Below are 12,469 nucleotides of genomic sequence, written 5' to 3' on the forward strand. Positions count from 1 at the left end.
AACCTTTTTTTGTTTCTATCGGATGATTTATGGAATCGCTTTACTCGCAATTTGCTCAAGTTCTTGATCGTTATTACCAATCAGGCACCAAGATTGTCTTGGCGTTTAGTGGCGGGGTGGATTCGCGTTTATTACTTGAGCTGCTTAGCCGTTATCGCCAAGCGCATTCGATAGGCAATCAATCAGCAGATTCTAAATCCGTTAGCTGTCGCGCGGTGTACGTACATCATGGTTTGAGTACGAATGCGGACGACTGGGCAAATCAATGTTTAGTTTGGGCTCAGCAAGCGGGAATCTCATGCTCGGTTGAGCACGTGAACTTAGACATCAATAGTGGTGAAAGCATTGAGTTGTTGGCGCGTGAAGCACGTTACCAAGCCTTAGCCAAGCATATCCAAATGGGTGACTTATTGCTGACAGGGCAACATGCCGATGACCAAGTGGAAACCTTCTTGTTAGCACTTAAACGTGGCAGCGGACCAAAGGGGTTATCATCGATGGCTGAAAGCATGCCGTTTGCTGATGGCACATTAGTTCGCCCATTACTGGCCGTTAAGCGAGAGCAAATCGAGGCGGCAGCCAGAGAACAAAAGCTGGATTGGGTAGAAGACGAAAGCAACCAAGATACTCGTTACGATCGTAACTTCCTCCGTCATCGCATTGTGCCTGAGCTATCTGAACGTTGGCCGAGTATCCATCAAGCGGTGCAGCGCAGTGCGAGTTTGTGCGCGCAGCAAGAAGCTTTGCTGGACGAGTTGCTTAGCGCAGTGTTTGAACGTGCTCTACAAAGTGATTTGAGTCTGAGTATTGAAGAGTTAGCGACGCACAGTGAACTGGCTCGTGCGCGATTGGTACGTATGTGGCTGGCTAAGTTGAACGTTAACATGCCAACCCAAGTGCAACTCAATTTAATTTGGAATGAAGTCGGATTGGCACAGCAAGATGCGAACCCTAAGCTGCAACTTAAGCAGGGTGAAGTTCGCCGTTTTCAGAATCGCCTGTATTGGGTAACCGAAACGGTCGATGTCACGATGTGGCAGAGTAACATTCAAACTGATACTGTTTTGGTATTGCCTGAGCGACTAGGAGAGCTCACTTTGAGTACCAACTCAGAGCAAGCCACCATTGCTATGCCGCCTCAGCCAGATCTATTACGAGTGACGTTTAATCCAGAAGGGCTCTCTGCGCACCCAACTACGCGTAATCACAGTCGTAAGCTGAAAAAGTTGTTTCAAGAATACAATGTGCCGAGTTGGCTGCGCCGCCAGATCCCGATTCTGATGTACCAAGATCAGGTGGTGGCGGTCGGCGATTTGTTTGTTGATCAAGCCTTCAGTGGTCAAGATTGTGAACTTATCTGGCGCAAGTCGTTGTAATTCATGCCACAATGTCGATTATAAAATATAAAAATCCTTAAATAAGAATCGATTAGGTGAAGCAATGAAGAAAACAATCATGGGCGCAATGGTGGCGCTAACCATGTTAAGTGGGCAAGCTCTGGCGGCAGGTGATGTAGCCGCAGGGCAAGCAAAAGCAGGTGTTTGTGCTGCTTGTCATGGCGCGGATGGTATCGCGGTGATTCCTGGTTACCCAAACCTGAAAGGCCAGAACGAGCAATACATCGCAAGTTCAATCAAGGCGTACAAAGCGGGTCAACGCACAGGTGGTCTTGCCGCAGTGATGCAAGCGCAAGCGAATCTACTGTCAGACGAAGATATCGCAAACTTAGCAGCGTACTACGCAAGCTTGAAGTAAGCGCGGGTATAACCCAGATAAAGATTTAGACCAAGCCAGAGCCAGTGCTCTGGTTTTTTCGTTTCGGGTATGCGGGATTGCTGACTGCGCGACTTTGTTACATTCATCCGCAAATAAATTCCACCAGTGTCAGGATTTTCAGGTGCTTGGTGACAACAAGGATTGAATGTTGTGAGACGCTAACCGATAATATGCGCAAACGATTGAAGCTTAAGGGATGAACATGAAAAAGATTGAAGCGATTATCAAGCCATTCAAATTGGATGATGTTCGAGAAGCATTGGCTGAAGTAGGCATTACAGGGATGACCGTCTCTGAAGTGAAAGGCTTCGGTCGCCAGAAAGGTCACACTGAACTGTACCGTGGTGCTGAGTACATGGTGGATTTCCTTCCTAAAGTGAAGCTAGAAATCGTTGTGACAGAAGACGTAGCAGACAAGTGTGTAGAAACCATCATTGAAACGGCGCAAACCGGTAAGATTGGTGATGGTAAGATCTTCGTAACCGACGTAGAGCGTGTAGTACGTATCCGTACGGGTGAAGAAGACGAAGACGCAATCTAATCTTTATCCAGATAGATATAAGATTTCACTACAGCATGTGGTGAAAATTTGAGTAAGCTAAAAGGGAGCCGAGAATGGCTCCTTTTTTATTGCTCGTATTTTTGATTCCATTTTATTTGCATTCAGGTAGGTCTATGTATCAGCGTTTAGCTTTTGCGTTAGTTTTTCTCATTATCGCTGGGTTTGTGAGTTTTCAGGTAATCTTTACTGTGCCGGAACAACCACAAATTGTTACTCAAACAGGGACGAACATTACTCAAGATATCCGCTGTATGGAGTTTAATAAGCCACAAGCGATTGATAAGGATGGTGAGCTTAACGTTTTGGTATGGAACATCTACAAGCAAAACAGAGACAACTGGCAACAAGCGCTCGATGCTTTCTCTGCCGATAAACAGTTGTTGCTTTTACAAGAAGCCAGTTTGACCGATGAGTTTAAAAACTGGCTGGTGGAAGGCCATTGGATGAGCAACCAAGTAAGCGCGTTTAAGGCACTAGGAAGTGGTGCAGGGGTAATCAGTATTGCGCAGAAAGAGCCAATTCGTGCTTGCGCATACACTTCTAAAGAACCATGGTTGCGTTTGCCAAAGTCGGCTCTGTACAGCAAGTATCAACTTAGTAATGGTGAGACCCTAGCCGTGGTAAATATTCACGCGATTAACTTTACCGTTGGAACTGAAGAGTACACTTCACAGTTGTCTGGTTTAGAAATGGTTCTAAAAGAGCACAAAGGCCCAATTTTGTTTGCGGGAGATTTCAATAGCTGGAGTGAGGACCGCGTTAAAGCAATGAAGAATGCGCTTCAAAAGGCAGATCTACAAGAAGCGAAGTTCAGTCAAGATAACCGCACTCAGTTCATTACCGGATTACCACTCGACCACGTCTTTTATCGAGGTCTGACCCTCAAAAACGCGAAAGCGCCGCAGAGCGACGCTTCCGATCATAATCCATTATTGGTGTCGTTTACGCTTAACGACCGGTAAGGGCTCTTATGAGCTCGCTTAAATGGCTTAAGTAATAACGATGTACAACGCCCAAATCACGTAAAACGCAATCCAAGGCAGGCTCGAAATCACAAGAGCCTGTCCACGTTCAAACTCTGTCCAAGTCAGAACCACACCGTAACCAAGCACAATGTACCAAGGCAAAAGCAGCGGTAATGAGCTAGCAAAATGTGACCATTCATTAGTGAGTGGCAGTTTTAACAAACCATTTAGGCTGTTTAAATCCGCTGCGTACGTCATTACCTGACCGTGTTTCAGTAACAGGCTCGCATAGCTTGCGATGTCGCCTAGTACCGCTGGGAATAAGATTGCAGAAGCCGCCGCAAACCATTTCCAGTAACCGTATTGTTGTTTGCTTGCTTTCGTCGCTAGGAAGAACCACAGCGCCAAAAGCAGCAGAGTTGCAAAGCGGTTAAACACATCATTGATGATCGCACTTGCCATCAGCGTGTTTGGCTCCAACAGCTCAATCTGCTTAGGATCGACCTGTTGAAATTGAGCCGTTAATTGTTCACTTAGCCAAGTGAAATCCACATTCGAGAAATAGGCACCCCAGAATAGGAATGGACTGAGCATCAAAAAGATGAACGGTTGCCATCCCCAGCCTCCACGCTGATATAGCGCCAAGAAGCTAGATGTTGGAGAGCGAAAAATATCCAACAACATTACAAGCGGGTTACTCGATGGGTTCATACACTTACCTTAGTTACGTCAACATACAACTTAAGCTTCTGACCTGGTTTCAGGTACTTCTGCTTTTGAAGAGAATTCCATTTCACGATGTCGTTGCTCTTCACCTTAAACTTGCTCGCAATGCCACTGATGGTGTCGCCAGAACGCACGTCATAGAACACTGTGCGAATTACTGCGCCTTTGTCTGAGTTTTTCCAGATCACCAGTTTTTGGCCAACGCGCAAGGTGTCTTTTGGTCCCATGCCGTTCCATTTCGCCAGAGACTTATGAGAAACCTTGTTCTCTTTTGCGATAGACCACAAGCTCTCGCCAGATTGCACAACGTGAGTCAGTTTGAATTGACCGCGAGCTTGAGATTGCGTTTTGTTCAGGCGATTTTCGGCGGTAAGCGCGTACTTAGCATCGTCTTTTGTTGACGTTGGGATCATTAGGTACTGACCAACGCGAATATTGTTGTTCTTTAGGCCATTAGCACGTTGGATAACTTTGGTTGTCGTACCGTACTTCTGAGCCAATACGCTGAGCGAGTCACCAGACTTCACTTTGTAGCGTGCGACCTTCATGCCTTTACCACGGTTCTTCTTCACCTGAGCAAGGAACTGATCCTTTTTCTCGATAGGAATAAGAAGCTGATGCGGGCCGTCAGGTGCCGTAGACCATTGGTTGTAAGCTGGGTTGTAACCTTGCAGCTCTTTCACACCAATGCCTGCGTAGTCTGCCGCAATTGCGAGATCCAATTGTTCTTTTGGATCGACTTGCGTAAGCACAGGTTTGTTCGGGATCGGTGGAATGTCGATGCCGTACTTATCTTGGTTCGCAATGATGTCTGCAAGCGCAAGTAGCTTAGGAACGTAACTGCTGGTCTCTTTTGGAAGATCTAGAGAGAAGAAGTCCGTAGGCTTACCTAGCTTTTTGTTCTTACGAATCGCGCTTGATACACGACCGCCACCACTGTTGTAAGCAGCAATCGCTTGATCCCAGTTACCGTCAAAGCGCTTGCTTTGTTGCTCTAAGTAATCAAGTGCTGCATCTGTCGCTGCGTACACATCACGACGACCGTCGTACCAGTAGTTCTGCTCTAGGCCCATCATCTTGCCGGTGCCAGGAACGAACTGCCAAAGACCTGCCGCACTACCGTGTGAGTACGCGAATGGGTCAAATGAGCTCTCTACGATAGGTAGAAGCGCCAATTCCATTGGAAGACCACGTTCTTCAATGCGTTTTGTAATCATGTACAAAAACGGCTGTGCACGCTCAGAGACGGTGCGCAGGTGGTTAGGGTGCTTCAGATACCATGTACGGTAGTAAGCGACTTTCTTGTTGTCTGGGATGTCCATTTCAAGCTGCATGCCGATACGACGCCATACATCTTCTTGTTCCTGAGGAGAAAGGGTTTTCGGCGTCTCTTTAGCAGGTTTCTTCGCTATCGATTGCTTTTTCTCGGAGTCCGCTTGAGCCGCGCCTTGTTTTACCGCTTGCTCGGACTTATTGGTTTCTGGTGTTGGTGTGTTTGTTGAATCTGACTGTGTCAATTGACAGCCAGAAAGTAGTAACGCCAACGCCCAACTGTACTTTAAACGCATGGATTCAGCCTATTTAGGGCCTGTTTATCTTCTCCTGCCTGTCGCGCAGCTAAGGTGCGTGGCAGTCGCAAGATAATAGACATCTTGTAACACTAACTAAGGGTAGGGCGCGAAAGCCGCTACTTTTATGCGATTGGGTGAAATACAAACAGCTTTATATCAGCCCCAAACGCAATAGAAGCGCCAGAGGCGCTTCTATGAAAATCAGCTCACGATAATACTTGCGTCGAGCAAAGTTACAAGCAGAAATTGGTTAAAATTCGTTCTTCCACTCACGTAAAGCTGTAAAAACCGAGCATGGGTCGCTATTTTCGATACGGTTTGTTACAGATTTTATGACCTCTGCGTTTGTTGCACGCAGGAATGGGTTAATTAACTTCTCTTTGCGAAGCGTGGTAGGAATGGTGGGAATGTTTAATCCGCGTAGTCGGTTTACGTCATCACGGTACTGGCGTAAGTGCTCATTGTCTGGCTCAACCGCTAGGGCAAAGGCTACGTTGCTTGCGGTGTATTCATGCGCGCAGAAGACTTCAGTCTCTTCTGGTAGCTTCATGATTTTGCTTAGTGACTCGAACATCTGCTCTGGTGTGCCCTCAAAAATACGGCCACAGCCTGCAGAGAACAGCACATCGCCACAGAACAACTTACCGTCACCAGCGTAGCCGATGTGACCAAGCGTGTGCCCCGGCAAACCCAGCACCATGAAGATTTCTCCGAAAAGCTCAAGCTTATCGCCTTCTTCCATTGCATTGGTTAATGTTGGGATAGGTTCAGCTTTTGGTCCTACAACAGAAACATGAGGAAAAGCATGAACTAAATCTGGAACGCCACCAATGTGATCGTTGTGGTGGTGCGTAATTAAGATCGCTTCTAAAGTTAACTCGTTAGCCTGCAAATATTCTAACACTGGCTTAGCATCGCCCGGATCGACCACGGCACATCGCTTGTCGCTATTTTGTATCAGCCAGATGTAATTATCGTTAAATGCGGGTATGCTTTTGATCTCTAACACGATTCGTTCTCCGTCACCCTTTATATAGTCAGGTGGTTAATGAAACCAGCACTCAGCAACAAAACTTTACAGCACCCGTCGACTTGGTCAGACATGAACAATGGGCCGTGGGTACTTGAGTCAATCCAAACCCGACTTGATGAGTGGTGTCCGAAACTGTTCGGTTACCACATGTTGAAATTGGGTGGTTTGAGCTGTGAGCTAACCAGCTGTAGTTGTAACATTCAACACCAAGTCAACGTAGATATCCAGAACCCGTTGCATAATGTCATTGCAGATGGTTACGAATTACCCTTTTTAGAAAAAAGCTTTGATGTTGTGGTGCTTGCTCATCAGCTTGACTATGCAAGTGATCCCCATCGACTGCTGCGCGAAGTTGATCGCGTCATGATGGATGATGGTTATCTCATTATTACGGGATTCAATCCGATCAGTCTCACTGGGTTAGCGAGTTTATTACCTTGGCGAAGAAATAATTTGCCATGGAGTGGTCGCATGTTCACGGTGAACCGGATTAAAGATTGGTTAGGGGTGTTGAACTACCAAGTGATTCACTGCGATCGCTATGCGCTGTTTCCAATGACGCGTTACAAAACCATGTGGACGTGGTTAGAGAACAGTTTGGGTGATTGGGCATCACCGGCGGGGAGTTTGTATTATATCGTGGCTCGTAAACGAACGTACCCTCTCAAACCTATCAAGCCACATTGGCGCTTGAAGAGAAAGCTAACACCACTTGGCGTGATGAACAGAGAGGGCAGTGCAGTGAAAAAGGTCTCAAGCAGCAAAAACTAGGACGCTTGATACCCTGTATCTTCTTCAGTTGGGTTTTCCGCGGCTGCGCGCGCTAGCTCATCACAGATTTCATTTTCACGATGACCTGCATGGCCTTTAACCCAATGCCAATCGACTTGGTGGCGAGCGGTTTCTTTATCAAGCGCTTGCCATAAATCGGCATTCTTCACCGGCTTTTTATCCGCTGTTTTCCAGCCACGTTTCTTCCAATTGTGAATCCACTGCGTAATGCCTTGGCGCACGTATTGGCTATCCGTCGTTAACGTCACTTGGCATGGCTCTTTTAGCGTTTGAAGTGCCACCACGGCGGCCAACATCTCCATGCGGTTATTCGTGGTCAGAGTGTAGCCTTTCGCGAGGGTCTTTTCTGTTTGCTTGTAACGCAAGACAATGCCGTAACCGCCAGGGCCTGGATTGCCTAAACAAGATCCATCAGTGAAAATCTCAACGTGTTTGGTCATATTTTTGGTACTATTAGCCGAAACATTTAATAAAGCATAGTCTGACACACATAACCTTATGAATACCAGCAGCAATTCTGAACATAATCGTATTGTCGTTCTCGATACCGAAACCACGGGTATGAACCTAGAAGGTGGTCCTCACTACATGGGTCACCGCATCGTCGAAATTGGTGCCGTGGAGATCATCAACCGTAAGCTGACTGGTCGTCACTTTCACGTTTACTTAAAGCCTGACCGTGAAATCCAACCAGACGCGATTGGAGTCCACGGTATAACGGATGAATTCTTGGTCGATAAGCCAGAATACTCTGCCGTACACCAAGAGTTTCTAGATTTCATTAAAGGTGCCGAGTTGGTTGCCCACAACGCGCCCTTCGATACCGGCTTCATGGATTACGAGTTTGAAATGCTCAATCCAAGCATCGGTAAGACGGATGATTACTGTAAGGTGACCGATACCCTTGCTATGGCGAAGAAAATCTTCCCGGGCAAGCGAAACAACCTCGACGTATTGTGTGAACGTTACGGCATTGATAACTCACACCGTACTCTCCACGGGGCATTGCTCGATGCGGAGATTCTAGCCGACGTTTACCTATTGATGACAGGTGGACAAACAAGCCTAGAATTTAATGCCAATAAAAAAGACGGTGAAGCGGAAGGCATTCGTCGTGTTGAAGGAAGAAAAGCGCTAAAGGTTTTGCGTGCAACTGCCGATGAAGTAGAAGCACACCAGAAAAGACTCGAACTGGTGAATGACAGTATTTGGTAGTAAATAGGAGAGACTATGTTGAGGGCTTTGTCAGTCGCTATTTTAGCGTTCTGGAGTTGTTTCGCGTTTGCCGCGAGCGAGTCCGCCATGTCTTTGTTAGATAACCGCTTTCGTGTCGATCCCACCATCGAACAGATTACTTTTTTGGTTTATCGTGAACAGAGCTCTCAGCCTGTCGTCCTTGTCCGCCCTGACGGTAAAAAGTATTACGCTTGGGGCACCTACGACAACGTTCGTTGGTATCAAGAATCTTCCCTCGATATCATCTCGGTAGATAAACCCATGCCAGGTCCGTGGCAGGCTGTCGGAAAAGTCACCCCGAAAAACAACATTCGTCTGATCTCGCACTTAAAGCTCAGCACTGATGTGTTCCCAAATCGCCTTTATCAGAATGAAGCGCTCAAGTTCACCGCACGTTTGACTTCAGACGATAAGCCGCTCGTACTGCGTGATTTCCTAGACCGCGTAAATCTGCGCGTCACTTTCACTAAGTTTGTAGAAAACGAAGACGAACTGATCAAAGAAGCGCGTCCCGTACCTATGGTTATTGGTGAGTTTGCTGATGATGGCCGTGGGCTAGATGAAAAAGCCGGTGATGGTGTATTTACCGTTCAACTGCCAATTGATATCGAGCCGGGTAAATACCGTGCGCGTATTACATCGGGCAATGGCGTATTTTTGCGAGCACAGGAGCAAGTGGTACTGGTTTACCCATCGCCAATCACACGCACCTTTATTCAAGCGCGTCATGCAGACCAACCACACCAGCTGGTGGTTAGTGGTGAGCAAGGTATGATCACGCCGGGATCCATTGCCGTGAACGTTGAGCAAGAAGCGCCAGATGGCTTTATCAGCTACAGCCAAGGTCAAGTGTCTGCTGATGGCACCAAAACCACGCTTGAGATGGATAATGATCCAGAGTTAGGCAAGTACTCATGGCATGGTGAAGTCTTTGCCACAGACCTAGCAACCAAGCGCTCATTGGTCTTCCCAATTAAAGAGCAGTCATTCAGCGTCGTCGATGAAGTGGATCTAGAAGCGGCGCGCTTAGCGAAAGAAGCTGAGATCGCCGAGCAACGCCGCATCGAAATGGAAAAACGCATCATCGCCGAGCGCGAAGCCGAACGTAAACGTAGCATGATCATCATTGCCATCGGCAACGTCATCGCACTGATTCTGGTGATTCTATTCTGGATCATCTGGAGTAAGCTCAAAGCTAAACGCCAAGCCATGCCAGAGATGCAATTAGAAGTGCCTAAGAAGTAGGGCGCAGAATTTAGATTATAGAACGGAGCCGATTGGCTCCGTTTCTTTTTGGAATATATGACAATAATATAAGCCTAGTTGAATATTAATGGCTTACCAATAATAAGTGTATCGTTGCGCATAAAGTGATGTAAGTACTGTTTTATCAATAAAGCTCAATTAACTAATACTAAATTGGTATTAAGAGCTTGAATAGTAATCCTAATATACTAAATTTATGCCAACTCATTAAGGGCAAACCAATCGTGAGGTTGGGACGCAAAGTGACAGCACAGGGATACTGTGGGCTGCATTGCTGAGTGTATTTTGATGGATCAATAATTACACGAGAGCATATAATGAGAAACTCTACTTCTAAAAGCCTTTTGGCTCTTTCCATATTAGCTATTTCTACAGGGGCACAAGCTGCCACGTCCGTTGAAACTTGTACACTCGACTTCCAAGGCAACATCAACGCATTGGTTGATATTGATGGTGAACTGCATGCCATCGCTAAACTGAAAGGTGAGAGTGACAACAAGTTTACATACGGAGATTCGATTGAGCGAAAAGGACACTTAACAACAACGTTCAGTTTAGTTTTTGACGATACTAACTGCGGCTTTAGTCCAACTAGCGTCGAACCTCTGGCGAGTCAAGATGAAGGTAAGCCGTGGAAGCAATTCCAGATGGTTCAAGATCAACGTCGTGAAGTGACTGCTCAAGTCAGTTTTGAACAAGACATCCCAATGTTTATTGCTGATGGGCGAGTTCCTGACAGTAAACTTGTTCGACCATTTGCATTTGAACTGGATGACGGTAAGTGGCGTCCGATAAAGACTGAAATCACTAAAGGGAATGGGTCTCTGCCGCCTGCTAAGGTCGGTAACCGTAGCATGAGTCAGAACAGTGACGGTGGTGATTGGCGTTATCAATTAGCGGAAGTCAGTCAAGATGGTCGACTTCTGACAGCATCAACTTTTGTAAACAACCCAATTACTTTCAAAAATGGTGATGTTTTAGATAAAGACACTAAATTTGCAGTTCTTTGGCAAGTGAGAAGAAGCTGTGATGTGAATAAAGGTGCTTGTAATAACAAAACGGCAAGTACTCTAACTCTAGAGAAGTCGGGCAAAGTCATCACTTCGGAACAGATTAAACGCAATCCATCCAATAATGCTGGTGGCATGGGCCTAGGTACATTTGACCAAATTATCTACGATGCGGATGCAACGATGGCGCAAGTCAGCAGTGTCATTGAAGTTGCAGATGATACTTACCTTTTGTCTGGTAAATCTGTTTCAGGGAAGGCGATGGTGGCGAAGGTAAACTTCGAGTAGGCCAAAGGTATCAATTGGGTTAATTATGAATATTGGGGAGCTTTGGCTCCCTTTTTGTTTTAAAGCGAATGTAAAATGGCGGAGTCATGACAACAATGAGTTGGCAAAAAACGACCTAAAGAAACTTGCAGACAAGGTTAAGTGCCTCAAATAAGTGAGGTGACTAGGAGGTCTCTTATGAAGTATAAAAAACGTCGGACGTACAAATATAACCTTCATTCCGAAGAACAGATTGAAACCGGTATTACCCTCGCGCAGCCTTTCGATAGTCCGTTTCTGAGTTTATCCGGTCAAGGGTTGCTAACGATCAAACAAGGCTATTCATGGGATGGGGCGAGTGGCCCGGCGATTGATACCAAGAACATCCTCAAGGCGTCTTTGGTGCATGATGCGTTGTATCAGCTCATGAGGGAGGAAGTATTGCCGCAAAGCAGTCGAGAGCAAGCGGATAGGCTTCTGCGTCAAATATGCCTTGAACATGGCATGTCGAATTTTAGAGCTACGTACATCTATTACGGAGTCAGAGTGTTTGGCGGATTTTTTTCTAAACCGGATCTTTTGTCTGCTTAGTTAAGCTCTCTTGGTGAGTAGATTCTGAATCACGTTCGTTCCTCACTGTTCAGAATGACGAAAACCTAGGAACAATGTGCGTATAGTAACCTGACAACTCAAAGTAAACCGTCATTCTAGCGAGCTCCAGCGAGACTAAGAATCTATTGTCAGCGCGCTGGGGCGTTTGTTTCTTCACCCTCTACAGAGTACTCGGCAGTAGGTTCTAGTGCGCACATACAATCACTTCGCTGTTCCTTTACGTATCTATGCTAGACTCACGCCATCAGCTACATGAATGACTTCTCATTTGTTTACCTGAAGGCAGCAATTGGGCTGCTGTATTCTTATTAAAGGCATAAAAATGAGTAAATTAACTTCAGCTGAACGTAAAGCACGTGACAACGAACGTTTCTCGCAACGCGTGAATGAACGTCGTGAAAAAGGTGAAGATGTCGTGGCGTACGCATTGGCGAACAAAAAAGCGGTGAAGTTCCTGACCAAGTCAGAGAAGAAAGCATTGAACGAACGCAAAGCGACGCTTCAAGAAGAACTTAAGCTGAAAGAGCAGGAAGAACTGCGCAGAATTGAACAGTCGTTTATTGTTGAAGAAGATAACGAACAATAAACGCTTCTTTGCGATTGCCGTGTTGTGCGAAGCAGAGATTCAATAAAAAACGGGAGCTTCGGCTCCC

At 46.2% G+C, this 12,469-nt stretch carries 14 protein-coding genes and 1 riboswitch; of the genes, 10 read left to right on the top strand and 4 right to left on the bottom strand.

From position 1 onward, the window contains the following. Positions 1-29: 29 nt before the first annotated feature. From tilS to KIT90_RS22360, 4 genes are all read left to right on the top strand, one after another. Positions 30-1,376: a tRNA lysidine(34) synthetase TilS gene (tilS, locus tag KIT90_RS22345; RefSeq protein ID WP_285378769.1), complete on the top strand. Its 1,347-nt coding sequence runs from the start codon at positions 30-32 to the stop codon at positions 1,374-1,376. A 64-nt stretch (positions 1,377-1,440) separates the two neighbouring features. Then, positions 1,441-1,755, top strand: a complete 315-nt coding sequence (locus tag KIT90_RS22350; RefSeq protein ID WP_171370584.1) for a cytochrome c — start codon at positions 1,441-1,443, stop codon at positions 1,753-1,755. 223 nt (positions 1,756-1,978) lie between these two features. Next, complete coding sequence (glnB, locus tag KIT90_RS22355; protein WP_005436810.1) at positions 1,979-2,317, top strand: nitrogen regulatory protein P-II; 339 nt, start codon at positions 1,979-1,981, stop codon at positions 2,315-2,317. Positions 2,318-2,451: 134 nt separating this feature from the next. Further along, positions 2,452-3,300 (top strand): endonuclease/exonuclease/phosphatase family protein, encoded by an 849-nt coding sequence (locus tag KIT90_RS22360; protein WP_264403551.1) that lies wholly within the window; start codon positions 2,452-2,454, stop codon positions 3,298-3,300. A gap of 27 nt (positions 3,301-3,327) precedes the next feature. Here the strand turns inward: KIT90_RS22360 and KIT90_RS22365 are convergent, their stop codons facing one another. From KIT90_RS22365 to gloB, 3 genes are all read right to left on the bottom strand, one after another. Further along, entirely contained in the window at positions 3,328-4,014 is a 687-nt protein-coding gene (locus KIT90_RS22365) for a YIP1 family protein (RefSeq protein ID WP_061008848.1), read from the bottom strand. Next, the gene (locus tag KIT90_RS22370) at positions 4,011-5,597 is read right to left on the bottom strand and encodes a LysM peptidoglycan-binding domain-containing protein (protein WP_285378774.1); all 1,587 of its coding nucleotides are present in this window, start codon (positions 5,595-5,597) and stop codon (positions 4,011-4,013) included. The genes KIT90_RS22365 and KIT90_RS22370 overlap by 4 nt, the downstream gene beginning before the upstream one ends. A gap of 253 nt (positions 5,598-5,850) precedes the next feature. Continuing rightward, on the bottom strand, positions 5,851-6,609 hold the full coding sequence (gloB, locus tag KIT90_RS22375; protein ID WP_020195503.1) for a hydroxyacylglutathione hydrolase: 759 nt from the start codon (positions 6,607-6,609) through the stop codon (positions 5,851-5,853). Positions 6,610-6,648: 39 nt separating this feature from the next. Between gloB and KIT90_RS22380 the strand changes: the two genes are divergently transcribed. Continuing rightward, positions 6,649-7,404: a class I SAM-dependent methyltransferase gene (locus KIT90_RS22380; protein WP_005436820.1), complete on the top strand. Its 756-nt coding sequence runs from the start codon at positions 6,649-6,651 to the stop codon at positions 7,402-7,404. Here the strand turns inward: KIT90_RS22380 and rnhA are convergent. After that, positions 7,401-7,865: a ribonuclease HI gene (rnhA, locus tag KIT90_RS22385; protein WP_005446139.1), complete on the bottom strand. Its 465-nt coding sequence runs from the start codon at positions 7,863-7,865 to the stop codon at positions 7,401-7,403. The genes KIT90_RS22380 and rnhA overlap by 4 nt on opposite strands. 58 nt (positions 7,866-7,923) lie before the next feature. Here rnhA and dnaQ point away from each other — a divergent pair, with 58 nt between their 5' ends. The 5 genes from dnaQ (at position 7,924) to KIT90_RS22410 (ending at position 12,402) form a co-directional block, all read left to right on the top strand. Continuing rightward, positions 7,924-8,640 (top strand): DNA polymerase III subunit epsilon, encoded by a 717-nt coding sequence (gene dnaQ / locus KIT90_RS22390; protein WP_005436825.1) that lies wholly within the window; start codon positions 7,924-7,926, stop codon positions 8,638-8,640. Positions 8,641-8,655: 15 nt separating this feature from the next. Beyond that, positions 8,656-9,906, top strand: a complete 1,251-nt coding sequence (locus KIT90_RS22395; RefSeq protein WP_285378778.1) for a TIGR03503 family protein — start codon at positions 8,656-8,658, stop codon at positions 9,904-9,906. Between the two features lie 223 nt (positions 9,907-10,129). Then, positions 10,130-10,206, top strand: a riboswitch (cyclic di-GMP riboswitch). Between the two features lie 38 nt (positions 10,207-10,244). Next, positions 10,245-11,225 (top strand): hypothetical protein, encoded by a 981-nt coding sequence (locus KIT90_RS22400; protein WP_285378780.1) that lies wholly within the window; start codon positions 10,245-10,247, stop codon positions 11,223-11,225. Between the two features lie 177 nt (positions 11,226-11,402). After that, entirely contained in the window at positions 11,403-11,795 is a 393-nt protein-coding gene (locus KIT90_RS22405) for a DUF1353 domain-containing protein (protein ID WP_285378782.1), read from the top strand. A 343-nt stretch (positions 11,796-12,138) separates the two neighbouring features. Further along, the gene (locus KIT90_RS22410; RefSeq protein WP_039840164.1) at positions 12,139-12,402 is read left to right on the top strand and encodes a hypothetical protein; all 264 of its coding nucleotides are present in this window, start codon (positions 12,139-12,141) and stop codon (positions 12,400-12,402) included. Positions 12,403-12,469 lie beyond the last annotated feature (67 nt).

The sequence above is a fragment of the Vibrio sp. B172a genome (assembly GCF_030248355.1).
GTDB classification, from domain to species: domain Bacteria; phylum Pseudomonadota; class Gammaproteobacteria; order Enterobacterales; family Vibrionaceae; genus Vibrio; species Vibrio owensii.